Source organism: Acetobacterium tundrae (assembly GCF_008086615.1).
Classification (GTDB): Bacteria; Bacillota; Clostridia; order Eubacteriales; family Eubacteriaceae; genus Acetobacterium; species Acetobacterium tundrae.
This window is the reverse complement of record NZ_RXYB01000004.1, coordinates 40,175-66,904: the sequence shown is the minus strand read 5'-3', so window position 1 is coordinate 66,904 and position 26,730 is coordinate 40,175. Positions and strand designations below refer to the sequence as shown.

Annotated in this window: 28 protein-coding genes; 9 read left to right on the top strand and 19 right to left on the bottom strand. The window is 39.1% G+C overall.

Features of this window, described 5'->3' with window-relative positions; all coding sequences use genetic code 11:
- Positions 1-7 precede the first annotated feature (7 nt).
- The 4 genes from FZC40_RS04670 to FZC40_RS04655 all read right to left on the bottom strand — a co-directional run bounded on the left by FZC40_RS04670 (position 8) and on the right by FZC40_RS04655 (position 5,666).
- On the bottom strand, positions 8-1,735 hold the full coding sequence (locus FZC40_RS04670) for an MATE family efflux transporter (protein ID WP_186843661.1): 1,728 nt from the start codon (positions 1,733-1,735) through the stop codon (positions 8-10).
- A 539-nt stretch (positions 1,736-2,274) separates the two neighbouring features.
- Complete coding sequence (locus FZC40_RS04665) at positions 2,275-3,762, bottom strand: MDR family MFS transporter (protein WP_148602764.1); 1,488 nt, start codon at positions 3,760-3,762, stop codon at positions 2,275-2,277.
- A 151-nt stretch (positions 3,763-3,913) separates the two neighbouring features.
- Complete coding sequence (locus FZC40_RS04660) at positions 3,914-4,348, bottom strand: MarR family winged helix-turn-helix transcriptional regulator (RefSeq protein ID WP_148602763.1); 435 nt, start codon at positions 4,346-4,348, stop codon at positions 3,914-3,916.
- A gap of 238 nt (positions 4,349-4,586) precedes the next feature.
- The gene (locus tag FZC40_RS04655) at positions 4,587-5,666 is read right to left on the bottom strand and encodes a uroporphyrinogen decarboxylase family protein (RefSeq protein ID WP_148602762.1); all 1,080 of its coding nucleotides are present in this window, start codon (positions 5,664-5,666) and stop codon (positions 4,587-4,589) included.
- A 249-nt stretch (positions 5,667-5,915) separates the two neighbouring features.
- On the opposite strand from FZC40_RS04655, the gene FZC40_RS04650 reads away from it, so the two are divergent.
- On the top strand, positions 5,916-6,833 hold the full coding sequence (locus tag FZC40_RS04650; protein WP_148602761.1) for a LysR family transcriptional regulator: 918 nt from the start codon (positions 5,916-5,918) through the stop codon (positions 6,831-6,833).
- Positions 6,834-6,840: 7 nt separating this feature from the next.
- On the opposite strand, the gene FZC40_RS04645 is transcribed toward FZC40_RS04650, so the two are convergent.
- Together FZC40_RS04645 and mscL are read right to left on the bottom strand one after the other, a co-directional pair.
- Complete coding sequence (locus FZC40_RS04645; RefSeq protein ID WP_148602760.1) at positions 6,841-8,436, bottom strand: dicarboxylate/amino acid:cation symporter; 1,596 nt, start codon at positions 8,434-8,436, stop codon at positions 6,841-6,843.
- Positions 8,437-8,553: 117 nt separating this feature from the next.
- Positions 8,554-8,964, bottom strand: a complete 411-nt coding sequence (mscL, locus tag FZC40_RS04640; RefSeq protein WP_148602759.1) for a large conductance mechanosensitive channel protein MscL — start codon at positions 8,962-8,964, stop codon at positions 8,554-8,556.
- A 298-nt stretch (positions 8,965-9,262) separates the two neighbouring features.
- Between mscL and FZC40_RS04635 the strand changes: the two genes are divergently transcribed.
- The gene (locus tag FZC40_RS04635; RefSeq protein ID WP_148602758.1) at positions 9,263-10,021 is read left to right on the top strand and encodes a ZIP family metal transporter; all 759 of its coding nucleotides are present in this window, start codon (positions 9,263-9,265) and stop codon (positions 10,019-10,021) included.
- Between the two features lie 24 nt (positions 10,022-10,045).
- Here FZC40_RS04635 and FZC40_RS04630 read toward each other — a convergent pair whose 3' ends face one another.
- The 6 genes from FZC40_RS04630 to FZC40_RS04605 form a co-directional block, all read right to left on the bottom strand.
- Positions 10,046-11,074, bottom strand: coding sequence for a 3-deoxy-7-phosphoheptulonate synthase (locus tag FZC40_RS04630; protein ID WP_148602757.1), 1,029 nt, complete (start codon positions 11,072-11,074; stop codon positions 10,046-10,048).
- 263 nt (positions 11,075-11,337) lie between these two features.
- Positions 11,338-12,315 (bottom strand): uroporphyrinogen decarboxylase family protein, encoded by a 978-nt coding sequence (locus tag FZC40_RS04625; protein ID WP_148602756.1) that lies wholly within the window; start codon positions 12,313-12,315, stop codon positions 11,338-11,340.
- Between the two features lie 93 nt (positions 12,316-12,408).
- On the bottom strand, positions 12,409-13,035 hold the full coding sequence (locus FZC40_RS04620) for a corrinoid protein (protein ID WP_148602755.1): 627 nt from the start codon (positions 13,033-13,035) through the stop codon (positions 12,409-12,411).
- Between the two features lie 78 nt (positions 13,036-13,113).
- Complete coding sequence (locus tag FZC40_RS04615) at positions 13,114-13,917, bottom strand: methyltetrahydrofolate cobalamin methyltransferase (protein WP_148602754.1); 804 nt, start codon at positions 13,915-13,917, stop codon at positions 13,114-13,116.
- Between the two features lie 483 nt (positions 13,918-14,400).
- Positions 14,401-15,120: a hypothetical protein gene (locus tag FZC40_RS04610; RefSeq protein ID WP_148602753.1), complete on the bottom strand. Its 720-nt coding sequence runs from the start codon at positions 15,118-15,120 to the stop codon at positions 14,401-14,403.
- On the bottom strand, positions 15,117-15,953 hold the full coding sequence (locus FZC40_RS04605) for an ATP-binding cassette domain-containing protein (RefSeq protein ID WP_148602752.1): 837 nt from the start codon (positions 15,951-15,953) through the stop codon (positions 15,117-15,119). The genes FZC40_RS04610 and FZC40_RS04605 overlap by 4 nt, the downstream gene beginning before the upstream one ends.
- Positions 15,954-16,328: 375 nt before the next feature.
- On the opposite strand from FZC40_RS04605, the gene FZC40_RS04600 reads away from it, so the two are divergent.
- Together FZC40_RS04600 and ltaE are read left to right on the top strand one after the other, a co-directional pair.
- Complete coding sequence (locus tag FZC40_RS04600) at positions 16,329-17,129, top strand: hypothetical protein (protein WP_148602751.1); 801 nt, start codon at positions 16,329-16,331, stop codon at positions 17,127-17,129.
- 179 nt (positions 17,130-17,308) lie between these two features.
- Entirely contained in the window at positions 17,309-18,334 is a 1,026-nt protein-coding gene (gene ltaE, locus FZC40_RS04595; RefSeq protein ID WP_148602750.1) for a low-specificity L-threonine aldolase, read from the top strand.
- A gap of 102 nt (positions 18,335-18,436) precedes the next feature.
- Here ltaE and gloA read toward each other — a convergent pair whose 3' ends face one another.
- From gloA to FZC40_RS04560, 7 genes are all read right to left on the bottom strand, one after another.
- On the bottom strand, positions 18,437-18,826 hold the full coding sequence (gene gloA / locus FZC40_RS04590; protein WP_148602749.1) for a lactoylglutathione lyase: 390 nt from the start codon (positions 18,824-18,826) through the stop codon (positions 18,437-18,439).
- A gap of 86 nt (positions 18,827-18,912) precedes the next feature.
- Entirely contained in the window at positions 18,913-19,278 is a 366-nt protein-coding gene (locus FZC40_RS04585; RefSeq protein WP_148602748.1) for a NifB/NifX family molybdenum-iron cluster-binding protein, read from the bottom strand.
- Positions 19,279-19,329: 51 nt separating this feature from the next.
- A complete protein-coding gene (gene recO, locus FZC40_RS04580) occupies positions 19,330-20,097 on the bottom strand; it encodes a DNA repair protein RecO (RefSeq protein WP_148602747.1) in 768 nt (255 codons plus the stop codon).
- A 20-nt stretch (positions 20,098-20,117) separates the two neighbouring features.
- The gene (gene era / locus FZC40_RS04575; RefSeq protein WP_148602746.1) at positions 20,118-21,014 is read right to left on the bottom strand and encodes a GTPase Era; all 897 of its coding nucleotides are present in this window, start codon (positions 21,012-21,014) and stop codon (positions 20,118-20,120) included.
- 20 nt (positions 21,015-21,034) lie between these two features.
- Positions 21,035-21,406 carry a diacylglycerol kinase family protein gene (locus tag FZC40_RS04570; protein WP_148602745.1) on the bottom strand — a complete coding sequence of 124 codons (372 nt, stop codon included), beginning with the start codon at positions 21,404-21,406 and terminating at the stop codon, positions 21,035-21,037.
- Between the two features lie 35 nt (positions 21,407-21,441).
- Positions 21,442-21,909, bottom strand: coding sequence for an rRNA maturation RNase YbeY (gene ybeY, locus FZC40_RS04565; RefSeq protein ID WP_148602744.1), 468 nt, complete (start codon positions 21,907-21,909; stop codon positions 21,442-21,444).
- A 54-nt stretch (positions 21,910-21,963) separates the two neighbouring features.
- Positions 21,964-22,638 carry a histidine phosphatase family protein gene (locus FZC40_RS04560; protein WP_148602743.1) on the bottom strand — a complete coding sequence of 225 codons (675 nt, stop codon included), beginning with the start codon at positions 22,636-22,638 and terminating at the stop codon, positions 21,964-21,966.
- Between the two features lie 182 nt (positions 22,639-22,820).
- Here FZC40_RS04560 and FZC40_RS04555 point away from each other — a divergent pair, with 182 nt between their 5' ends.
- The 5 genes from FZC40_RS04555 (at position 22,821) to FZC40_RS04535 (ending at position 26,720) form a co-directional block, all read left to right on the top strand.
- On the top strand, positions 22,821-23,735 hold the full coding sequence (locus FZC40_RS04555; protein ID WP_148602742.1) for a DMT family transporter: 915 nt from the start codon (positions 22,821-22,823) through the stop codon (positions 23,733-23,735).
- Between the two features lie 78 nt (positions 23,736-23,813).
- Positions 23,814-24,878, top strand: coding sequence for an NAD(P)H-dependent flavin oxidoreductase (locus FZC40_RS04550; RefSeq protein ID WP_186843662.1), 1,065 nt, complete (start codon positions 23,814-23,816; stop codon positions 24,876-24,878).
- Between the two features lie 108 nt (positions 24,879-24,986).
- Positions 24,987-25,469: a MarR family winged helix-turn-helix transcriptional regulator gene (locus tag FZC40_RS04545; protein ID WP_148602740.1), complete on the top strand. Its 483-nt coding sequence runs from the start codon at positions 24,987-24,989 to the stop codon at positions 25,467-25,469.
- A gap of 15 nt (positions 25,470-25,484) precedes the next feature.
- Complete coding sequence (locus FZC40_RS04540) at positions 25,485-26,444, top strand: beta-ketoacyl-ACP synthase III (protein ID WP_148602739.1); 960 nt, start codon at positions 25,485-25,487, stop codon at positions 26,442-26,444.
- Positions 26,445-26,498: 54 nt separating this feature from the next.
- Positions 26,499-26,720: an acyl carrier protein gene (locus tag FZC40_RS04535; RefSeq protein ID WP_148566001.1), complete on the top strand. Its 222-nt coding sequence runs from the start codon at positions 26,499-26,501 to the stop codon at positions 26,718-26,720.
- Positions 26,721-26,730 lie beyond the last annotated feature (10 nt).

Below are 26,730 nucleotides of genomic sequence, written 5' to 3'. Positions count from 1 at the left end.
CCTTGTTCTACAGAATAATGAGAAGATTGTTGTAAACGAGTGTCCGGTTGTAAGCAAAGGCTTTTGCTTTTTTCCGAACGATGGAAACTCCGAGGTAATCCAGTTCTTCGTCGAGTTTTCCCGATTCTTCAAAAGGATTGTAGGTTGTGCTGTCATCACGCATTCGAATATAAATATCCTCATCAAACAACACGATTTTTATATTAATATAATGCGGTTTCCCGTCATTGAATCCGAAATTGATAATATTGGCCGCAAGTTCTTCAATCGTCAAGTTTATGAAATAAGCATTGCTGCTATCGATGTTCTGCCGCTCGCAAAATTCTTCAATCTCCGCAACACAGCTTTCCAGCTGTTTGAGATCGGAAGAAAGCGTTGTTTCATATAATGAATCCTTTTGTATAATAGGCTCGGCGAACAGTAAAAGATTGCGATAGTCTCCTTTTTTCTTAATGATCACCGCCGTAACTACTAAAACTACAGTCGTCACACTTTCACTTGCAACCAGAGCCATGGCTGTGCCTGAAACGCCAAAAATAGGAATAAACCATATAGAAAAGCCTAATAACAGCACAAAGCCCCGCATAAAATAAATGACTCCTGCAAAATACTGCCGTTTAATCGTCTGGTAAAAGCTTGCCATCACGCAGTTGAAACAGCTCTGCATCACCGAAAGCGCAAAGATTCGAATCGTCAGAACAACAAGCGGCAAATTCTCCCTCACCCCGAACATGGCGGCAATCGGATCGGCAAATATAAATATCACCAGTGTACAAATGGCTCCTAAAGCGATGGAAGTCTTCAATGCTAATCGCATGGTGTTGTAAACACCTTCGGTATCCTTTTCACCCACAAAAGTTCCCACCAGCGGAGTCAGAGCAAGCGAAATTCCATCGAACACTGCATAGGCAAACATCGATATATTAAAAAGAATATTGTAAATCGCAAGCCCGCTCAAACCGACTTCAGCACTTAAAATATTGTTGATGATAATCAGTGTGATTCCCTGATAGACAAATGTTGAGGCAATCCCGAATCCGCCTCGAAAAAGCCGATACGCGGCTCGGGGACTGAGGGTCGCCTGACGCAGTTTAAGATGATTGTGTTTTTTGAGAAAGTGCATCAGATACACCATGATTGCTGCAAGCTGCCCCAATACCATCGCCAGCGCTGCTCCAAACAAGCCCATATTCAGCCCGAAGATAAACACGAGGTCAAGCGCGAGATTGACCACAACGGATAGGCTGATACCAAGAGTGGATAGAAACGGATCAGCATCACTGCGAATCAGCAGTGATATCACCGGTGCTAAAATAAATATCGGAGCGCTCAGTACAAGCGGAGCCAGATAGTCTGTGGCAGTAGTAATACCCGATCCGCCAGTCAGAAATATAATTTCCGGAAGGAACAGCCTCCCAAATACCGCAATGATCACACCGGTAATAGCAGAAAATATCACTGCCTGGGTAAAATAAGCATTTGCTCCGTCTTTATCCTCCTCACCGATGCATTCTGAAACTTTGAGGGAACCTCCCACCCCAAATGCGTAACCGAATAAATTATAGATCATATACACCGGCATTGCCACCGCCAATACCGACAGCCCCGTTTCACCAAGCGCATTCCCCAGAATGATCGCATCCACAAATGTTTCCATCGCTATCCCGGCCGAAGAGAGGATGCTGTTGATTACAAATATGCGAAATGCCTTATTAACAAAATGTCGATTGTTCATATAATCATCTCTGGCATTGACAATACCTAAAGTTAGAACCTCGTTTGTCAATCATTGGTGCCGACTTGCGCAAGAATAATGAAATGATCTTATCCACATTAAAATCGATCGATTTCATATCAAGCGCTATCGCCCTATTTCTTTTTTTTTCACTCATTGTTATTTATCCTTTCAAACAACGAAATATCAATCATATATTAAACACCAAAGCCTACTTATTGTTAGATATTTTTTACTATAAAACTACCTCACTGCCAGATTATAATATAATCATTAAACGAAAACAAAATTGATTAATCAGAAAAAAGTTATATCGAGTTATTATACCATATAAGTCGCTGCTGTATATACAGCTTTTAGTAGATATTTATTCAAAATCACTGTAAAAAAAAGAACCGATGAAATAGACTTTATTAGTGTCCATTCCATCGGTTCCATTTAAAACTCACAACCGTTTTACAATTGTCAAATACCCTGCTCTATATAAAGGACGATTGAAGTCCAAGCTTATATAAGAAATCAAAATCAATATTCCTCATTTAAATCACTTTTCTATTTTCCAATCTACCATCAGCCAAAGATTTTGCTGTTTTTATATTTGAATTCTTATTTGCTATAAATAAAGATAATACAAAAGCCAGAACTAGAACACCAGTTTCAATTGTAAAAACGTGTTGTACTCCATATATCAAACTCAACGATTGATTTCCCGGAGCGGTTGGATTGCTCATCGCTAATAAAGACTTATTTTGATAGGCGGTCATAATTGCAACAAATAGAGCCGTTCCAAATGCTCCGGCTATTTGCTGCAGCGTGTTTGTGATGGCGGTACCATGAGGATAATATTTCGGAGACAATTGATTTAAACTATTTGTCTGTACCGGAGTATTAATTAGTCCCACCCCTATGAGAGATAAACAATGCAATGCAATAATGACAGGGATACTGATCGTCATCGATACGCAACGTGAAAGTAAAATGAATGCAATAACCGATATAGCATATCCTGGAGCAATCAATGCTTTGGGGCCTAACTTATCATACAGATGACCTGAAATCGGTGATATGATTCCATTAATAATTCCGCCTGGCAACATAATAAGACCTGCCGCAAATGCCGTCATGCCTAAAGCACCTTCAAGAAACATTGGTAAAATAAGCATCGTTGCAAAATTAACCATATGCATGATCATCATAAGTATACAACCGAGACTGAACATGGATTCTTTGAACGGATGCATATCCAGCATCGGCTCGCTCATGTGCAACTGACGCAGTACGAACATGACTAACGCGATACCGGCAGCAATCATCGGTATCGCGATCAAATATGTATAGGAGCTGCCAATATTGCTGACACCATATATGAATCCGCCGAATCCGATAGTTGACAGTACAATCGATAAAAAATCGATTGGCGGATTCGTCAATTTCGTCACATTTTCAACGTATTTGCTGCCTAAAATTAAAGACACAATCGAAAAAGGCAGGATTATAAAAAATAACCATCTCCAATTAAGAGATTGAATAATTAAACCGGAAATGGTTGGCCCGATCGCCGGTGCACAAAACATCACAAGATTAAAAATCCCCAGTGCTTTTCCCCGTTTCTCAACAGGATTGATAATTATTAAAGTATTAACGATGTTTGGGATTAAAATACCAGTTCCAACCGCCTGAATTAATCGGCCCGCCAGTAAAACTGTAAAGGACGTTGAAACGCCACAGATAAGTGTTCCGATTAAAAATATTATGACAGCCGCAATAAAAAGCTTTTTTGTTGAAAAGCTTTGAATAAGCAACGCCGAAACGGGAATTGCAATTCCCATAACAAGCATATATCCGGTACTAAGCCATTGAACTGCATTTGCAGATACGGCAAATTGAACCATTAATTTATTTAATGCCATATTCAATACCGTTTCATTCAGCATACAGCAAAATCCTGCCATAATCAGGGCAATCGTGATTGGCAACACATTATAATTTTTTTTCTGATAATTTGATTTTTCTGAACATAATTCCATAAATTTTCTTCTCCTTATTCAATAACAATTGCAATTACACTATATTAAAAAAACTCCTATGTGCCTTCAAAATACCCGGGAAATTTTGAGCATAGTTTGTTCTTGTCAAATTAAGCAGCACAATCTATCTGCACAATGATCCGCCTCATAATTATTGTTCTTCAACAGGTATATTTTCATCAATTTTATTTAGTGTATCAATAAATAAATCCAATTGATCCTGTGAAATACCTTTTATAATATTCTGGAACAAACCTTCTACAAATGGATATATTTCTTCTTTCAGTTTTCGGCCTTCTTGCGTACCGTAAATCAAATAAAAGCGTCTGTCATCCGGACTTTTTTTGCGAATCGCCAGCTCTTTTCTTTCAAGAATATCCAATATTCGAACAAGGGTCGTCTGATCTTTGTTAGCTTTTTTGGCCAACTGTTTTTGATTGATCCCATCATTTTCTAATATTTGCAGTAATACTGACCATTGTTCCGTCGTTATATTGTATTTTTTTAGATTTGCTGACAAATATCTTTGTATTTTTCTGTTTACGTAATTAATAGACATACCAATCGATTTATCGAGAGATTTCATTTTCTACACCTCCAAAATTTACATGTTGTAAATATAATATGTATAGTATTAATTGGTATGCATATTATATCTATGCTTAATAATACGCTAGTTTAATAAAAATGTCAAATTAGTAAAGAATAGTCCAATAATAAAAAAATCCGCCCAAAGGCGGACTCAGACTGATAAACAACCGTACCAACAATTGACAAACCACTATCGGTACAAGTATAGGAGTCTATTGATAAAGCGAAATAGCTTATTTTCTGTCATAGAGTTTATTGTAATAGTTCAGTGAATAATGATACAGTTCATCTTGTGCTATCGCTTCTAGTTTTTGATCAAAATTTTCTACCATGATCCAGCACATTACACGTCCGTTTTCCCCAAAATGATCCACAAAATCCCGCACTGCCTGGCGGATTTGGTCTTCATTCCAATCCGGCGCAATCATTAACGGAAACGTAAAAGTCATATTCTTTCCGTAGGTTGTGTGCAAAAAGTCCGGCTCATTGATGAACAGCTGCGGTGTCCACATATCAATTCCCATTTCAAGCATCATCGGAATATATTGAATGTTCTTACCGCAGGAATGCAGTTCGACGAACTTGCCCTGGCTTTTTACATAATCTAGAAAGCGTTTGGTTGCCGGCATGATCTGTTCACGGAACATTTCATTGGAGAAAAATCCCGCCCGCTGCGTTCCCCAGTCATCATGATATAATACACCATCGACTCTTCCATAGTTCTCGAATACTTTTTTCGTTGATTCAATCTTGTAATCCGCCATTTTCTGAAAGAATTCCTCCAGTAGCTCCGGTTCTTCATAAAATGCCATGAGACTTTCTTCGAAAGGAATCAATTCGTGAAGCCGTTCAAAAACACCTTCCACACATTCATAAATATGAGGTCTGTCGGGATCAAGCATATTTTGAATTTTTTGACCATCTGTTTTGAAATCGACCCGGGATAAATCCGGCCATTCAAGTTCCGCTTTCCAATTGGCAAAGTCCGTGATTGTTCTTGTTTCCGGCTTTGTGATCATCCCGCCTGCCGATTCCACCATCATCCAATTAACACCCCACCAGTCATAGCCATCAACTTCCGGTACCGGATGCTCTTCCATCGCATCTGGCCAAACAATATTGGATTCGTAAAAATATGCCGGCATCCAGTAAGGCTGCTCCCCTTTGGCGCACCGGGTATAATTGTCTTTGACACGGATTGGTCGCTCCTCAATTGGATCTTTCGGTCGTTGAAAAATCCATGGAAAACTCCCTGGTGCCTGCCATTCTTTTGAATAATCCCGATTCGCTGCTACTTCCATAAATTTGCTCATATAAATCCCCCTATTTCATTTAAATTTATAAAATAACTAAGCGTTTACTACTTATTATTACTTTATATTATGAGTTGCTTCTTTATAATTGTATATTATAAAATATTTACAATTACGTCTATTTGCTTTTTTATCTTTATTGTTAACCAGATAGTCAATAATTGAAAAAAAATGCCAGACTGTGTTATACTTTTACTATAACTTTCACTTGATTTTAGGGTAATAATAAAGCACTTTTAGGGGGATACAATGAATTTTTTACAGATGCAGCAGTTCAAAATAATTGCTAAACACGAAAGTATTGCCAAAGCTGCCGATGAACTTTTTGTTACCTCTTCAGCTTTGAGTAAAACATTGAAGAATATTGAAAATGAATTCAACTGCACCTTTTTTGATCGCATCGGCAGAAAGATATATATCAATCAAAATGGGACTGTGTTGCTGGGATATATTAGTACCATTTTAAACAGTTACGATAATATGAATCAATATTTTAACCCAAACAATAAAACGACTCATTCTTCCATTGTGCTGTGCGATCTCGGAGAAAATATTCTAGATAAATCGATTAGCACATTTTTGCAAAAATATCCTTACATTCGCATAAAAAAAGAAACGGTATCTTTTGAAAAATCGATCGAAATGTTACTTGAAAAAAAGGCCGATATTATCTTTACTGATCACTTAAGTATCAATAAATACAAAGCAGAACTGACTGATCAAAATATAGAAAGCACCTTTTTATTTAAAAATAAACTTTTTATCGCGGTTCCTCCGGAATCCAAATATGCAGCATTGAAAGAAATTAACTTGAATCAACTAGAAAATGAAGCGTTCGTAAATATTAAGGGTGAACTAAATAACATTATTAAAACTGCTCCTTTTATCGACTACCTATGCCAAAAGGAAAATATAAAATTAAATTTTGCCTATCATTATGATTTGGACTATGCCTATAAGCATTTGTTTTTCACGTCCCATTTGTATTTAAGTGATTCACTGCATATCAGTTATTATACGGATTCCCGAAAATATAAAAAATATGTAAAAATAGCCAATAAATCTGCTTATCAGGATATTTACATCTGTTATCGGCCTGAAGAAGCCAATGCTGCAATTTTTGCTGACGTTTTAAAGAAAACATTTATGAATATCTTTAAAACATAATTATTGGTCAGATCGCCTTGTTTTCTTTCATTCTTAACATATGTTCGGTATGCAGCATGCCTATATTTGTTATCAGCACATGGATGGCGGTACACGGATAGTCCAGAAAGATATCAATACTAACGGCCAACGCCAATCCTTCCAAAGGAATTCCCATCAGGTTAAACGCAATGGTAAAAAGAAACGCCCCCATTCCCGGAGTTGGCGGACAGGCTACCGACAAAACCATACTGAGTATGATCACCGGTATAATTTCTCCAATTGAAAAGGTCATCTGATAATATCCACCCATAAATAACGACGTCAACACCATCGTGATAATGACTGATTGTTTGTTGAATAACACCCCTACTGGAATTGAAAAATTGACCACATAGTCCCGGATATCCTGCTTGAAAATTGCCGTTGCGTTGTGACTTGCAAAAGAGGCACTTGAACTGGCTGTAGAAAAGGCAATCAATAAAAATGGCGCGGCGGATTTCAGATACGCGATGGGACTCATCTTTTCAATCAGTGCGACACTCAGTAGCATAATAAGAACCAGGATCAAGAAACACCCTAGAATCAATGCGATCACTCCGATTGCTCCCAAAAGGGCTCCGCCATTTCCTGAGACCATCATATTCAAGATGCTGATAAAGACAACCCAGGGCATCAGCGAACAAACGGCATCAAGAATCGTTGAAAAAATTAAATTAGCCTCTGTTATTATCTTTGTAACAAAAGGGAAACGCCCTTTCAATGTCAGCATCACGATGCCGCCAATAATGGCAAGAAACATAATCTGCAACGTATTCCCATCCAAAAAAGGCTGAATGATATTGGCCGGTATGATGCCGAATATCATCTTTCCGACCTGACTCCATAAGTCACTATTGCCACCGCTGGAAGCCACAGAACTGTTACCAAGATAAAATAGCTGAGCCGCCGCCAGTACTATAACAGAAGCCAGCACCATGATTCCCACACACCACTTAAGCAGACTCTTAAATATTATCTTCATCTGGGAAATATTATCCATGTTGAAAATACTGCCGATTGCTGAAAGAAATAATACCGGGATAACGACAGCATTGAGGAAGCCGAAAAAGATACTGCTCAATGGCGTCAGAATGGCATTGGCCATCAGAACCCCCGTAGCAGGAGCAAAATGCAGCAATCCTAAACCGATAATAATCGCCGCTGCCAGGGCAATAGCCGTAGTCATTGCCGGATTGAGGGGCTTTTCCTTTAAGGTATAGGAGACATTGTTGCAGCCGTTGTCGTAGGAATAAGTAACTGATGATAAACCAATTAAAATATTCTGACCAATCAGATCCAAATCTGCATCCTCTGTTTCTTCCGGCAGTGTCAATGGATTGGATTGATCCCCCCAGTAGTTCATCGACAGGGTAATTGTTTTAAATCGCTTCCGCAATGATATCTCAAATTTTTCATTTTCCTCGGAGGCTTTTTTCCAGTAGACAATCGTCTCCTCGACAAAGAGCTGGGCCCGAACGCTGTCCCTTTTTGTGCAATTATATTTCTCCAACAAGTCTCGAACAAATGCGGTTGCAATTTCAATGTTGTCCAAACTCAGAGAAAAGAATTTTTTAGTTTCCACATTCTTCTCCTTAAATTATTTATTTTTAAAACATATTTTTATATATTATCACAATTCATAAAAAACAAAAAGGTGTCCGAATTGATTTTTCAATTCGAGCACCTTTTTGTTTTAGTCTCACTGTCTTATCAGACTCGTCGTGCAATTTGGACATCGCTGCGCTTTGACTGGTATTTCTGTACAACAATAAGGACAAGTTTTTGTCTTTACTTCGGTTACTTTTTTAGTTTTCCGCAGACCTGCTAAATGATTCATAACTTTTATCATAAAAAAGATCACAAAAGCCATAATTACGAAATTAATGATCGCTGTAAAAAAAGAGCCATATCGAATTTCGACACCGAAAATCGGTAATACAAAATTACTGAAATCGGTCCTCGCAAAGATGCCAAGGATAGGAGATATAATGTCATCGGTTAACGATTTAATGACCCCCTGAAAAGCAGCTCCGATTATGACCGCGATCGCAAGATCCATCACATTTCCCCGCAGGGCAAAGGTTCTAAATTCTTTTAAAAAGTTCTTCATGTAAGCTTCCTCTCAAATTTATTTACCTTTTTGAATATAACTATTATTTAAAGCAGAGTCAAGATATTTAAGAATTCCCTCTTTTTATTAAGTTTATTGCAAGAAAGACATTAATAGTTAATCTAAATTCAAAAAACATCTTTGAGACTTCTTGACAAAAGAATGAGAATTGTAGTAAGCTCCACTTATCAATAAAATATTCTATAGAACTAAGTCTATTTTATTCATTTAATACAATCGGAAGCTCTTAAATAAACTTGAATGTTTAATCAATACCTATTACAGAAAGGAACTATCAATGACTACTGCAGCAATTTTTGGTCTTATCAGTGGCTCTACCCTCTTTATTGGGGCACTTTTAGGTATGTATTTAAAAGTGTCTAAATATGCCATCGGTGCTATTATGGCTTTTGGTTCGGGGGTGCTGATCTCGGCCTTAACTTTCGATCTTATGGAAAACGCTTTTTTGTCTGGAGGTTTTGATTCTGCATCAATTGGATTCATTGCCGGAACATTGCTTTTTGTCATTGGTGATTACTTAATTGACCATTTGGGTGGACACTTTCGTAAACGTAGACACGGCCAGATTCACACAAATAAAACGGATCAAAAGAGTGATGTGAATTCAGGATCAGCAATACTTCTGGGCGCCATTCTGGATGGTATTCCTGAATCTTTAGCCATCGGCATTGGGTTAGCTGCTGGACAAGGTGTTGGATTCAGCATGATGATTGCCGTTTTTATAAGCAATTTTCCTGAAGGACTATCTGGTGCTCAGGGCATGAAAAGCGCTGGAAAATCAAATATTTATATTCTATTCGTTTGGGGAATTACGATCGCTACCTCCGTTTGTGCTGCAGTTTTAGGTTATGTTTTTTTAGGCAACGCATCTAAAGACATGATTGCCATTACATTATCCTTGGCCGCTGGTGCAATTTTAGCCATGATCGCTGATACCATGATGCCTGAAGCTTTTGAAGAAGGCGGAAGATTCATTGCCCTGGCTACTGCTTCAGGATTTTTCTTAGCTTTTGTCATCAGCCATTTAGCAAGCTAAAATTATTGGGCAAGAAACCACTTTTTATAATTTTTTTGCAATCTCCCTAATAAGAGCTTCCGACATTGGCCATCCCAGACAACCATCCGTAATGGATTTCCCATACCCGCCTCCATCAACTGGCTGGCTTCCTTCTTCAATATAGCTTTCAATCATCAAACCTTTAACATATTTTTTCATATCAGCATCATAATGACGATTACGAACCACTTCACGCGCAATTCGAGGTTGTTCACTAAAGCACTTGTTTGAATTGGCATGGTTCAAATCAATGATAATTCCCGGATTATGAAAATCTCTTTTTTGATACATTTTAATCAGACGTTTAATATCCTCATAATGGTAGTTGGGAAAATTTCGACCATGCTGATCCACTGAACCTCTTAAAATAGCATGGGTCAGGGGATTCCCTGATGTTTTTACTTCCCAGTTTCGATAGATGAATGTATGGCCCGCCTGTGCGGCCTGGATGGAATTCAGCATAACAGTAATATCACCACTGGTGGGATTTTTCATACCTGACGGTATTTCCAGACCACTGATGACCAGACGATGCTGTTGATTTTCGACCGATCTTGCTCCAATTGCCACATAACTGAGGACATCCTCTAAATATGCGTAATTTTCGGGATAAAGCATTTCATCGGCGCAGGATAAACCGGTTTCTTCAATTGCTCTGATGTGCAGTTTCCGAATGGCTTTGATGCCTTCGACCATATTTGCCTTTTTATTCGCATCCGGTTGATGCAACATTCCTTTATATCCTTCACCGGTTGTTCTTGGTTTATTCGTATAAATTCTCGGGATAATAATGATTTTGTCTTCAACTTCTTTTTGAATTTTACTTAATCGACTCACATAATCGATAACCGCTATTTCATTATCAGCCGAACAGGGGCCAATAATCAATATAAATCGATCATCCCGACCTTCAAAGACATCTTTGATGATGCGATCACGTTCTGCTTTTATTTTTTTTCCTGCCTCTGACAAGGGTAGTAATTCAAATATTTCACTTGGGGACGGAATCTCCTGGATTAATTCAAAGCTCATTTTTCACTTCCTTATTCTAATATTGATAAGCTTCTAAATTATTAGTTTGTTTCGCATTAATATTCAATCGAGCTTACCATTCTGTAACTATTATAGAGAGTAATTCAACGCGTGACAAGTTTTTTATATCTTAACCACCCTTTAATTATAAAATTAATTTCTTTGTTCAATTTAATTTGAACGACATAAAACTCTATTTTGGCTTAGTTCCTCACAAGGAACTTGCCAAAATAGAGCTATTCATTAAAGTATATTCGGTTAGGTTAAAACATTTCCTTGCTCATTTTATCGATCGCTTCATCATTTGATTCGTATACGCCTGGGAAGCAGCCAAAATTCAAGCCATGACTTGCGCCTGGAATAAAGTATAATTTGCCACAGCTTTCACAGGCTTCTTTCGTTTTCTCAAAAATGATCTCCGGTGTCCAGCCTGGGAAATCGACGACGCCACTATCGATATCACCCATGAAGGAGATTTGGCCGCCGTATTTTTTGATCAGTTCGGGAACATTATTTGTTGTCATAACTCCCTGCCAAATGTCGATTCCCATTTCAATCATAAAAGGAACAAGATTTGCAGCGTAGGAATCACTGTGATGGACAATCAGTTCAACACCATTTGCTTTATAGAAGCCATAGATTTTCTTGTATGCCGGTAAAAAGAACTCTTCAAACATTTCAGGAGAAACGAATGACGAACGTTGACTGCCCCAGTCATCATGATGAAAAATACAATCTGGATGAAGGTGATCAACTATTTGTTTTGCATATGCCAATTCGTACTCAACAAGGTAATCAATCAGGTCATGCATGTCTTCAGGTTCTTCATAAAGCGCCATTAAAGCATCTTCCATGCTCATCAGATGATGCGTCATTTCAAAAATCCCAGGAGCAACAAAACACGTTACAAATTCTTCGTTGCGATCAATTGAATTGGCATGTTCAATCGCTGCCGCCCATCTTTCTTCTGGGTAGATAGCCGAAGGTGCTTTAACGAATTTCCGCCATTCAGTAATATCTTTTAATACTTTGTGTTCATCATCATGGACAGGGAACCCGCCCAACTGACCTTCTGGCCATGTGAATGTAATGCCCCAGTCATTCACAATTGTCTGCCCTGGACCTACCATAGCGCCCATTGGAGCTTCCATTATGAAATTCATATATTCATATTGTTTTACAAAGCGATCAGGTTTGCCACCTTTAATCGTTTCCATTAAATTTTGTCTTTTAGTTAACATTATATTACCTCCTTTTTTCATAGTCTAAGATTTTGTTTAGAGTGTCAAAAATCATTTTGACACTCTAACAATTTTCTTGTAAGTAATTTATATTTAAGCGACGATTTCTTTTGCTTTTACGGCTGCCGAGCCGGCATCCGGAGCATAAGCATCAGCACCGATTTCAGCGGCATATTCTGGCGTTACAGGTGCTCCGCCAACGATGACTTTAACATTTAATCCACTGGCTTTAATCGTGGCAACAGCTTCTTTCAGTGCCGGCATTGTTGTTGTTAGCAGTCCTGAACACGCTACTAATGTTACATTTTCATTTTCTTTAATCGCGGCAACAAATTTATCAGCTGGTACATCAACACCAAGGTCAACTACTGTAAATCCAGCACTTTCAATCATCATGGCAACAAGATTTTTACCAATATCATGTAAATCTCCTGCTACGGTACCGATAACACAGGTTCCCAATGAAGACGCACCATCACCGGCAAGAAGTGGTCGAAGTACATCAACCCCTTTTGACATTGCTTTAGCAGCAATCAGCATTTCAGGGACAAATATTTCTCCTGCCGAGAATTTTTCCCCTACAACGCTCATTGAATCAACCATCGCCTGAAGAATATCTTCTGGTTTATTTCCTTCATCTAGTGCTTCCTGTACCAAACCTGGAACAAGTTTTGATTTTCCAATTTCTACCTTAGCTTTTACATCTTCAATTTTTGACATTTTTTTCTTCCTCCTATTTTTTAATTAATTTTTCTTAACTATGTGTGTAGTTAAATTATATAATTATTTTTTCTATAATTATTTTTTCTGACCAAAAATACCTTCACGATAGGCACCGATATATTCCATACAGTAGTCGTCTTCACCCAGCAGCGCTTCGGTGGCAAAAAGCATTCCCATCAGATCCTGATTCAGCGGATCCAGGATAAAGCTGTCCATCCCGGCGTTCATCGCCAGTACAGCAAAGGCCTGGTTGACGATTTTTCGGGCAGGCAGATTAAAGGAAATGTTGCTGACGGCACCGGTGACATGAATGGTGGGATACTGTTCTTTAATGCCTCTAATGACTTCGGTTACCATGCTGATGCCCTCTTCTGAGGTACAGAGCATTTCAATTAAGGGATCAATATGGATGCGGGATGGATCGATATGATATTCTTTCACTTTTGCCATTAAATCGATAAAGACATCCAAACGGTCTTTAGCTGTTTTGGGAATGCCCTTATCACTGTTTAAAAGTGCCACACATTCCCATTTCGTGTTAGCGATTTCAGAGAATGCAATGTCAACTTTATCACCTTCTAATGATACGGAATTGAATAAACCTGGTTTGTTGCAATATTTCATCGCCTCAACGCAGGTATGTACATTCGGGCTATCTACGGCAATCGGTGTATCGGTAACTTCTTGCACTAAGTCAATCAGCCATTTCATGGTATCAAGTTCAATGCTATCCTCCACCGAAGCACAGACATCAATATAATCCGCACCTGCTTCTGTTTGGATTTTGGCAAGATTTCGAATAAAGTCTGCATCCTTTTCAGCAATTGCTTTAGCTGTCGAAGGAATAGCTCCGTTGATTTTTTCGCCAATAATAATCAATACTAATCTACCTCCTCGTTAAACTTCTATGTTCTGATCTTTTCAAAAGAGCAATTGTTTATTGACTCTTTTTTACGATAAATCAATTTTAAATCAATTTAATCTTTCTGTCAATCATTATTTAATAAAATTTTAATATTTACGAATTGGCTAATAAATTCACTTTTGTAAATTACGAAAGATCACTTGAGCAATTAATACTCTTGTTATATTTTCCTTTTGCAAAGCCTTTCAAGCGATTTATTTCAAAATAATAAACACTCCTACAAATCATTATTTTTCTTAAAAAAACTTTCTAAAATTTAACAAAAGAGTTTTTTTTTCTTGTTTCTCACTTTTCGAAAGCTGTATGTTTTATATCTATTTAATTTTTCCACGTTATTTTTATTAGCTTACATTTAAGTACCCACTTTGGGGTGTCGAAATCAAAATTTTAAAATAGATTATCTTGATTCTTTAGCTCTTTGATACGATCGCAACGCGTTAGAATTTATTTTTCTTTAAAAAATGTATCTGCGCAAGCATTAATACGGTCCCGTAAATTATCCCCCCCAGAATTGGCATCACCATCATTTGCAAACCGAAAAAATCTCGATTTGTAAAAGTCACAAGAATATCATAAACCGGTGGAAAAACCCAGCTAACTAAGCGAACTAATGGCAGTTCTTTTATTAATGATCCCTTTGCTACGGCCAATACTGCAACTAAAAACACCATCAAGATCGCTATTTTTCTGTTTTTAATAATTCTCGGATGAAAAAGCGAACCGGTCATAATCCCTAAGAATCCCATCGTGCAATGCAAAAAAAGTCCAAAGATAATATCCGAGAGCATTAAGCTTCTAGTAAATAATTGAGAATGATTAATCACATTGAAAATCACCGGATATAGCATTCCCATGACACTCATGATAACCCCAACGATCAGAAGAACTGTTATCCGACTCATATAATATAAATTGTCGTTATTGACTTTCAACAGTACCAATTGTTCGGTAACCGGATTCTCCATCTCAGTATAGCTGAATCCGACATAGGTCATCACAAAAAAAAGAACCCATGCTGATTCCGAAAAACTTGAAACAATTGAATAAGGCATAATACTATATGCCGTGCATAAGTAAATCAGATAAATCAAAAAAGGCAATAATAACTTATTTGATTTGAAATATACTTTAATATGATATCTTAACAGATTTTTCATTCTTCTTTTGCTCCCATTGACCGGAGCTTAAAATCATCCTTTAACATTTGCTTTAGAACCTCATCACTCATATTTTTTCTAACAATTAATTCTAACCGATTTTCAAAATCATTCAATTGTTCAATCCCTGCCATGATGCTGGAATCAATATTCTTGTCACGGTTGGCATCAAAAACCATAAAATCATAGTCAATTTCTTTTAAGCCGGTCAAATTTACCGGCATTAAATTTTTGTCGATTATTTCATAGGCTGTGTGCGATAACTGCTTGACAAGATAACGTTCATGGCAGGACATAACAACGGTTACCCCTTGATTAGTTAATTCTTTGCTTAGGTTAATAAAGGCCATTTGAGATTGACTATCCTGCCCTGATAAAGGTTCATCCAACAGTAAAACGTCGGGAGTCTGCAATAAAGCCTGTATAACAGCAACTTTTTGAATCGTACCTTTTGACAAATGTTTAATCGGAACATCCATCATCTCGTCCATAAAAAACTCATGAAATAATTCTCGACTTCTGTCATTAACCATTTTTTCAGGCATTCCCTCAATCAGTCCCATATAGCCAATGAATTCACGAGCTGTAAGATCTATCTTGGGGAAATGTTCAGGAACATAATTAAATTTTAATCGGGCTGTATATTCAATGTTACCTGAAGTCATATTTGTTAAGCCGCAGATCATTCTTAGCAAAGTGCTTTTTCCGCTTCCATTATGTCCGAGCAGAGCAATTGACTCACCCTTCTTGATAATCAAATTGATATGCTCTAAAATGATTCTCCTGCCAAAATTTTTGGATACATTGTTTAGAGCAATAATTACACCATCCATCTTCTCTCCTTAATTATTATTTAATCGCTAATCAAAGTGATTTGTAATCCGTTTAATAATGAGTTCTTGAAAATAAATACTGTTTCTTTCTTATCGCTCACATTTTATCGCAAGCCAGCGATATATACCTTAAAAAAAGCCGTATCTGTTTGAATCGACAAAACTGATTAATTGTGTGAATTCATAAATATAAATCACCATTTATTCGACTTGAATAGTATAATAGAAGACATGAACGAGAATTAATGTTGGTAAACCGTAGAGATTGATTTTAATGTGTAACTCCGTTTTCATTTATTTCACAGCTATTGGATTGGGCTTCAGGAAAAATGATTAAATTACTTGCTAAAAATCGTGTTAGAGGAGAATGTGTATATGGGTAACAATAGCAGTTCTAAAACAAGGGTAAACTCCTTAATGGCCAATTACGTCCAGGGAGATTGTAAACGTTTTATTAATCTCCTGAATCTGATGAACGACGGATACCGAAAAGACCGTTGGCAGGATCAGGATATTGGCACCATCGAGGCTGTTTATTATGACGGTTCCGACTTAAAAGAGAAAAGTCTCGCGCCCACAAAGTCTCGCTTGATCTGGCTTGTTGAGAATCTAAATCAGGCCAATGCAGGCCGAGTTCTTCCTGAAAACAAAACAACAAAAAAGAGAAATGAACTTATTTCCGGTGAAAAGCGAACGGTTTTAGAAGCCACCAATAATATCCTTGCCCATGATGAAACCGCCGGTTTCCCTCATAAATGGTGGATATTGGAAAGCAACTCACAGCCTGATATCTTTGTTCAAACCGACAAATTTATTTTTATCGGCGAAGCCAAACAGACCGAAAACGCTTTAACGAAAAGTACGAATTTAGATACCGACCGAATTGAAATGGTCCGTCAAATTGAAGGCGCGATGAAATATGAACAAGAAAATTACAACGGCGTCAATGAACGGGAAATAATCAGCTTTTATATATTAAGTGATGCGTTCCTTAATATCGATGCCAATCTTGATGATTTGGCAAACTCCCAAAGCGGCGATGTTTCCATGTGGGACAATTCCCTGAAACACTTATCTCGCCAAAGTATTAAGGAAATCAAAGAAACCTATCTTGGTTTTACTACCTGGGAAGAAATCGCTGAAACACTCAGTTTCAATTTTGATGATGCCTGTTAATTTATTTGACAGACGAAATCTGATTATTTTCATTCTCACCGTTTCCAACCGCCGATGATTCATCAGGCCGATTCATTTTTAAACATTCATTTTAAACTTGATCTGTTTTCTGGCACATTTTTTTAAAGTATAGTATAATATTTTAAAAACAATACAGCAGCATTTTAGAAGGAGAAAAAATGTGGATCGACCTCAGAAGTGACACCGTTACCCAACCGACAGCGGCAATGCGCCAGGCGATGGCTTATGCCGAAGTAGGTGATGACGTCTACGGTGATGACCCAACAGTCAACCAATTGGAAAAATTAGCAAGTGAACGGTTTGAAAAAGAAGCGGCCCTTTTTGTTCCCTCCGGAACATTCGGAAATCAGGTGGCCATCATGTCTCATACCCAACGGGGTGATGAAATTCTCGTGGGTGATGAATGTCATATCCTCATGCATGAAGTCGGTGGCGCAGCAGTCCTCTCCGGCGTTCAAACCCGTCCCTTCCCGACCGATGACGGGCGAGTTGATGTTTGCAAGCTGGAAAAGATGATTCGCGGCAATGATATTCATTTTCCCAAGACCGGATTGATCTGTATGGAAAATGCCCATTCAGCCGGAACCGCTATTCCGCTTAAAAATATGCAGACCGTCTACCAGCTTGCAAAATCGCAAAATATTCCCGTGCATATTGACGGAGCTCGCATTTTCAATGCCGCGGTTGCCCTTGGGGTGGATGCGAAAGAGATTGCCGCCTACGGGGACTCCGTCAACGTTTGTCTTTCCAAAGGTTTGTGTGCTCCAGTCGGATCACTTTTGTTAGGAAGCAATGATTTTATCCGCAAAGCCCGTAAAAACAGAAAACTCATGGGCGGTGGCCTCCGCCAGGCCGGAATTCTAGCCGCTGCCGGGATCATCGCCCTGACTGAAATGATCTCAAGATTATCGGAAGATCATAAAAATGCCCGTTATCTGGCTGATCGTCTTGAAGAGATTGATTCCTGCCATGTTCGTCGTGATCGTTTGGACATCAATATGGTGTTTTTCACTTTAGATGAGTCCGTCATCAACGAGTCCGCTCTTGTTTCCGGCTTAAATAGTGAAAAGATCAAAATCAACGGTCAAGAAGATGGCCTGTATCGCTTTGTCACTAACCAGGGCGTATCGGCAGCCGCCATTGATCAGGTTATCGAAAAGATGAAAGCACTGCTTGCCCAATAGCCACTTCAATTTTTTTGCATTTTTTAGCACACGTCGAAACAACGTGTGCTAAATGCTTTTTACCATTAATTTTTGCATACCAGTTTGTTGGGCCAAGCAGTTTTAGTTTCGAATAATCTCAATTTTATAGCCATCAGGATCGGCAAGAAAGTAGAAGCGGGGTTTGCCATCGCCACTGAGACCCTTTAGATCTGTAGGTTTATATCCCTTTGCCTGATGCTCAGCATGAGCCGCCTCAAGATCATCCACACGCAATGCCAGATGACCATAGCCGGTGCCTAAATCATACGGTACAACTTGACCATAGTTATAGGTAAGTTCCAATTGATGGCCATTCGATTCACCATCCCCTAAAAATACCAAGGTAAACTCGCCCTCAGGCTGATCATTTCGTTTCACTTCTTCAAAGCCTAAAGCTTCCTTGTAAAAAGCAAGCGATTTCTCCAAATTCAACACGCGAATCATCGTATGTGCCATTTTAAATTTTCCCATTGTTTTCTCCTTTTATTATATATTTTTTCTTAAAGCACTAATTTAAAGTTTTGTTTTAAGGGTCACTTTCGAATCCACCCTCTAATTTATAACTGCTGGTGATCTCCGCCGCAGCCATCGGATCCATCAACCGTTTTAATCAACGCCAATTTTCGCTTTTCCAGTAACTTCAGTGCCGCTGTTCCCGAATGACCGACTCCTGAATATCTGGTGATATAAGCATCGGCCAAAACATCAAAGGCAGCTGGATTAAGTTCGCCGGTTATGATGCCTTCACAACCGAATTCAATTACTTTTTGTGCCAAGTTTTCTTCTGAAAGATCAGCTTTATTCTCGATCACATTCAAACTTAAATCAGCTGTTTCCACGACTAATAAATACTTGCATAATTCAAACCGTTGCGAGACCTTGCTCGCCAACGTTTTTCCCTCCATTGTCATTGCCAGATACATTTTTTTCTCCTTTTTCACGATAATTATTGACTCTCTTTGTACCAGGGGAACTTATTTTATTTCCGATAAAGGATTTAGCAAACTTTTATAAAAAGTGTAAGCTTTTGATGATTTCCCAACGCAATAGCCAATGTAATGGTCCAATAAATCATTGACTTTTGTTGCATCTTCGATGGAAGCATCCTGTTCTTTTAATTCTTTGATCGGTTTTCTTAAAAAATCCCGTAAGAGCTCCAGCATCCCCGGACTTAATTTATAGGAATAACCGGTCGCCTGATGCTTGCAATTTTTACATAAAATACCGTAACTTTCAATACTGAAAACAGCCGGTTCCTGGTCTGATTTACAAATCATACATTGAGTAATCCCGGGCCGATATCCCAAAACACTGACGAGTTTCAACTGAAAGGCGCCAACTAGAACAAGATCATTTTTGGCTTTTCCTCCGGATAAATAAAACAACACGTGCAATAACAGTTTAAGGATCTCGGGACTCTTTTGATAAAAATCAAAGGCATTGTTAATGAGGTCCAGCAAATAAGCGGCCAATGCCATTTTTGTCAGATCATTTCTTAACGGATAAAACGCTTCGATTAAATTTGCCTGGTTGATGATGCCAAAATTCTTCCCGGGATAATAAACAAACTCACCATAGGCGAAAATCTGAGTGCTGGCCAAAAGGCCGCTTTTTTGACGGCGCACGCCTCGGGCCATGCACTGAATCTTCCCTTCATCTTCGGTGAAAATCGTCAAAATCTTGTCCTGCTCTTTATAAGCCTGTTCTTTAATAACCAGGCCTTTTGTTTTAATCAGTGCCATAATGCGCCTGCCCAAATGGGTTATTCAAAATAGCCCAAATCCTTGAGATCAAAATTGCTTTCCCGCCAGTCAGAACGGACCTTCACCCAAAGCTGAAGATTGACCTTGGATTTTAAGAAAAACTCGATATCCCGGCGAGCCTGACTGCCTATTTTTGTCAGCATAGAACCGCCCTTGCCAATCAGTATGCCCTTATGGGTTTTTCTTTCGCAATAGATGGTCGCTTCAATATCAATGATATCTTTTCCTTTTCGCGATTTCATGGAGGTGACTTCAACGGCTATCCCGTGGGGCACCTCATCATTCAACAGGTTCAGAAGTTTTTCCCGGATGAGTTCCTGGACGATCCAACGTTCGGACTGATCAATAATCATGTCGGCCGGGAAAAACATCGGACCCGGCTCTAACAATTTGGTAACGATATCCAATAGTTCTCTGATTCCATCGCCTTTGGCGGCTGAAATTGGAATGATACAATTGAGAAAATCATATTTTTGATACGCGGCCATGGTGACCAGAAGATCTTCTCTCGGTAACAAATCGATTTTGTTGATCACCAAAATAACCGGTGTTTTACTGGCTCTCAGCTTTTCAAGAATATACTGATCGCCCGGGCCGATTTTCGTCTCCGGCTCAACCAGATACAAAACAACATCGACATCCGAAATAGTATTTTCGGCGGCTTTTTGCATATAATCACCTAGTTTATTTTTGGGTCGATGCATCCCCGGGGTATCGATAAACACCATCTGGGCATATTCATCGGTATAGATACAACGAATAGCATTTCGGGTGGTTTGGGGCTTGGCTGAAGTAATGACCAGTTTTTCTCCCATAATATTGTTTAATAAAGTGGATTTCCCAACATTTGGTCGTCCCACAATACTGATAAATCCTGATTTAAATGGTTCGTTCATCGTTCACATTCTTTCTTTGGTTAGAAAAACCAATTGACTATTTTTGGTAAAAAGATAATAAGTCCCACACAGACCGACATGATCGCGGCAACCATCACCGCTCCGGCAGCGGTATCCTTGGCAACTTTCGCTAAATGGTGATATTCTTCTGTATAAAGATCAACCAGGGTTTCAATGGCAGTATTTAGTATCTCCAATATAAAAACAAAAAAAATGACTATCACCAGTGCCAGCCATTCATAACTTGCGATTCTAAAGGCAATCCCTGCCGCGATGGTAATTGTCCCAACGCCAAGGTGAATTCTCATGTTGGGTTGCGATTTTATCGTATATTTTATTCCATCGATGGCATAAGAAAAACTTTTTGTGAGCTTTCTTCTGATTTTTCCCACCTCCTGATTTTAATTCTCTTGAAAAACTTGGTATCCTAAGCATCGCCCATAATTTCTTTTTCAATACTGCGCATCACTGCTTTTTCATTCTCCTCCATATGATCATACCCCAAAAGATGAAGGACACTATGAACCGAAAGATAGCAAAGCTCACGGGTTAGCGTATTTCCATATTCTTCCGCCTGTGTCATGGCTTGCTGAATACAAATGACAACATCCCCAAGCAGCAACGGTAAGTGCGGGTTATCTTTAAGGATCATCATTCGATCATATAAGAAATCTTCATGCATGGGAAAGGAAAGAACATCCGTGACGACATTTTTGCCCCGATAATTGGCGTTCAGTTCTTTTATTTCTTCAGCATTTACAAATGAAAAACTAATTTCACATTCAACCCCAATTTCCTGATGAAGCAGGGTTCGTTTCATGGCATCTTCAATTTCCTCCAGCACGGTTTCATCTATTTCAACATCACTTCGATTATCATAAGCTACTACGAGCATAAGTTTTTCCTCTCAATTTTATTACTTTATTATTTCATTTTTGCAAAAATCCGATCAGTCAGTTGCGATAGCCGCTTTCATTATTGATATGTTTGATTCACCTAACGACGGCTGATCCACTATTAATTCATCATATGGCGGCGTCGTCATCGATGATAACATTCCAAAACCATCATTATAATTAACAACGGTAATGCTGCCTAACTTGATATCAAAATGCCATTTGCTGTCAATCGGAAGCTCTAAAAGGTTCGTGAGCATCCCATGAACAGTTCCCCCATGAGCCACCAGCAAGACGGTTTCATCGGGATTTAACTCCGCTAAGAATTCTTTACATAAAGTGTGGTATTCCCGCTGACTTTGGCCTTCCGGCACGACATAATCCAAATAATCATCCATCCATAAATCCCACTCGGTTTTGGCGGTTTCACAGCATTCATCGCTGGTTTTTCCCTCGAAAATTCCGAAGTTAAATTCTTGCAGACGATTATCGACCTGAATTTGTTTTCCCGTTGCGGCTCCAACGTCTGCGGCAATTTTAAAGGCCCGCGAAGTTGGGCTGGCGTAGATTTTATCAAAAGTCAATTTCTCATCCAGAGCAATTAATGATTCAACTAAAAGTTCTTTCATTGCCTCACCCCGACGGGTATATTGCGATTCTGTATGGCCATTTAGTCGGCGCTCTACATTACCGAATGTTTCAACATGTCTTACTAATACGAGTTTCATCTAAATTTTCCTTATGCTATTTTATTTTTCTTAATTAGTGTGACATTCACACTAATGTTTGTTTACATTTGATCTTTTATCTATTCATTATAACCCATTTTAATCCGAGAGGCCAAAATATTTTTGCTTATCCCAATCTTTTTGGTTATAATTAATTAATAACAGTTGGAAAGGAAATCACCATGGCTAAAACTTCAAAATACCCTCTTTATGCCGATCTTGGGCTTATCGCTGTGTCCTTTGTATGGGGCAGCGGCTTTGTAGCTTCCAAAAATGCTCTAAATTCCATGACTCCGATGATGCTGATGGCCTTGCGTTTTAGCATTGCAGCGCTTTTATCGGGGATTATTTTTCGGAAGAATTTAAGAAATCTGTCTAAAGAAACCATTAAGGCTGGCTGTATTATCGGATTTTTTCTGTTCTCAGCCTTTGCCGCTCAAATGATCGGTCTTCAATATATGCTGGCTGGAAAGCAGGCTTTTTTAACGGGTACCAATGTAATCATGGTTCCCTTTATATACTGGGCGGTCAAGAAAAACAAACCGGACAAATATAATTTTATGGCGGCTTTTATTATGATAACGGGTTTAGCTTTATTGACTATTGATTTTTCGGTTGGCTTTTCCTTCAATATCGGTGATGCCCTAACCCTGCTCTGCGCTTTTCTTTATGCCTGTCACATTGTCGTAGTTGGGATATTTTCAAAGCAACATGACCCCATTGCGCTGACGGTGATTCAATTGGCTTTTGCCGCCATCATCTCGTTGCTTTATGTCTTTTGGTCTGGAGAATTTACGATCGCCATCCCCGTTCCTGGTCTTTTAAACGGCCTATATCTTGGGGTATTTTGTACCTTCCTGGCGTTTTTAGTGCAAAACCTGGCGCAAAAGCATACTAGTTCTACGCATGCGGCAATTTTCCTCAGTTTGGAATCGGTTTTTGGAAGTACCCTGTCGATTTTGCTTCTAGGGGATCAATTTTCCTTTACCATGTTCCTGGGTTGCATCATTATTTTTCTTGGCATTATCACCGCCGAAACCAAGTGGTCTTTTCTTAAGATTAAACAAAATAACCCTGAAAAAATTACCGAGCATTAGCTTTTTTCTTTACTTTTTAAGTTTAATCATGCTATGATTACCTCCAAATGCAAGACTAATTGCAGAGGAGGTTTTTTTTTGAAATATCAGTTTAATATCGGAGATTTAGAATTCTCAAAACCCATTGTACAGGGGGGAATGGGCATCGGCATTTCGCTTTCCAGCCTGGCTGGAAATGTCTCGAAAAACGGCGGTCTTGGGGTGCTTTCCAGTGTCGAAATGGGGTGTGATTACCCAAACTACAAAACGAATCGGCTGCTTGCCAACCGCCAGGCCCTAGAGGATCACTTCAAACGTGCCAAGGCGATATCAGGCAATCGGCCAATCGGCCTCAACATCATGGTTGCCCTGACTCAATACGAACAAATCGTCAAGGATGCCATCGAAGTCGGTGTCGATATCATTTTTGCCGGTGCCGGTCTGCCCTTAACCCTTCCCGAGCTAACCCGAAATTCGGCAACTAAAATAGCCCCGATTATTTCATCAAAGCGGGTGGCAAAACTGCTTTTAAAACACTGGTGGCGGCATTACAAAGTAGCTCCGGATGCCATTGTGCTGGAGGGACCTTTAGCAGGAGGCCATTTAGGCTTCAAACTGGAAGATCTGACGCCCGAAAGATTATTGGCGCAGCCTTTGCCAGGTCTTATTCCCGGTGTTCTTGAAGAAATCAAACCTTATGAAGATTTAATAGGCCGAAAAATCCCCTTAATTGCCGGCGGCGGCATCACGACTGCAGCCGACGTCAGAGCGATCCTGGAAGCCGGAGCATCAGCCGTTCAAATCGGTTCCCGATTTGTCGCAACCGAAGAATGTGATGCGGCCTTAGCTTTTAAAGAAGCCATGGTCAATGCCCAAAAATCGGATATTGAAATTATCGTCAGTCCCGCCGGATTACCAGGGCGAGCCATTCACAATCATTTTTTAGAAGAAGTTTCAGACGGTTTAAGAAAACCTAAAAATTGTCCGTTTAACTGTATTAAATCCTGTGATTATAAAACGTCACCCTATTGTATCGGTTTGGCCCTGATGGCCGGAAAATGCGGAGATTTTGAAAACGGTTATGTTTTTTCCGGAGCCAATGCCTATAAAATCACTGAGATTACCACCGTAGCATCATTAATGAATGAACTGATGGATTTTTAATGCAACGAAGAAGCCTGTAATTTTTTAATTTTTCAGCGCTTTTCTTGACAAATATTTTTTTAACATTATAATTAGTTAGACTATCTAAATAATTACGGAGGTGTGTCTGTGGAATCATTTTCTTCCCAACTCAATGAACTTTTAGTGGAGACCTTTAACAATATTCTTAAGTTTGAAGAGGATCTTATTAAACATTCTGCCAATATTGATTTATCCATTAATGAAATGCACATCATTGAGAATGTGGGAAAAAGCGATAATAACGGTAAAACCATCAGCGATCTTGCCCAAGCCCAAAAAATAACGCTTCCTTCAATGACAATAGCCATTAATAAATTGGTTAAAAAAGGGTACGTAGTAAAAGAAAAAAGCAGTATCGATGGACGAGTCGTTTATGTACGACTCATGGATAAAGGTTTAAGGATCGATAAAATTCATCATTATTTTCATATGAAAATGGTGAACGATATTTCCAAAGAAATGGCCGATGATGAAAAAATAGTTTTGATTCACGGAATGGAAAAATTAAATGGATTTTTCACAAAAAAACTATCAGGGCTGTCAGAAAAGAATGAAACCACTGCCCCTTGATGCTTGGAGGAACAAATGTCCTTTTCAATTATTGGCACAGGATCTGCATTGCCAAAAACAATTCAGACCAATGAAGACCTAACCGAATTTCTTGAAACCTCAAATGAATGGATCGTTTCAAGAACCGGAATAGAGACAAGACATATTTGTGTTGCGGAATCCATTTTGGATATTGCCCTTGATGCAAGTCTCAACGCCCTAGACAATGCCCAATTAAAGCCGCAGGATCTGGATCTTATTATCTGTCCAACGCTTGGCGGCGACACCGTTACCCCGTCCCTCGCCTGTCTTGTAGAGAAAGAACTGGGTGCCGCCTGCCCCAGTTTTGATTTAAACGCTGCTTGTTCTGGATTTGTGTACGGGTTGGATGTGGCTGATGCATACTTTTGCCGAAATAAAGACATGAAAATTCTGGTGATCGCGGTTGATGCCATGTCAAAATTAGTGGATTGGAAAGATCGCAAAACGGCGGTTCTTTTCGGAGATGGTGCCGGTGCCGCGGTTCTTTCTTCAGGCGATGATCTCAAAGCCATTCATTTAACAGCAGCCGGCAATCAACATGCCTTGTGCATCCCCTGGCAGAAGGGAAATCACCCCCTTCTGAGAAATCAGGAAACGCTACTCCCTTATCTAAAAATGGATGGATCTGAAGTTTATCGCTTTGCCGTTTCTGCCATCTGTAAAGACTTGAAAATCGTTGTCAAAGAAGCCGGGATTACCCTGGATGATTTAGATTATGTCATTCCCCATCAGGCTAACCTGCGAATCATCGAAAGCGCCGCAAAACGATTAAAGATTCCCATGGAAAAATTTGTTTTGCAGGTAAGTTCCTGCGGCAATACCTCGGCTGCCAGTATTCCCCTGGTTCTGGATGAAATGAACCGCCAGGGCAAGCTTATCCCGGGAACCCAGATTGCTTTAACCGCTTTTGGCGGCGGACTGACGACTGGCGCCTGTATCCTGGAATGGTCCTGATCTTCTCACAAAAAAGCACAAAAATTTATTCTTAATCTTAGGAGGATTAATCAAATGGTATTTGAAAAAGTAGTCGAAATTTTACGTAATTATAAAGAGGAACCGGAACTGGAAGTAACGATGGAGTCCAGCTTTGAAGAACTTGAACTGGATTCATTGGATACGGTTGAACTGGTAATGGAAATTGAAGAATCGTTTGATACAAGCATTGAAATGGATTCAGAACTTAAAACGATTGGTGATGTTGTCGGCCTTATCGAAAAAGCAATCGCATAGGTGTGACAGT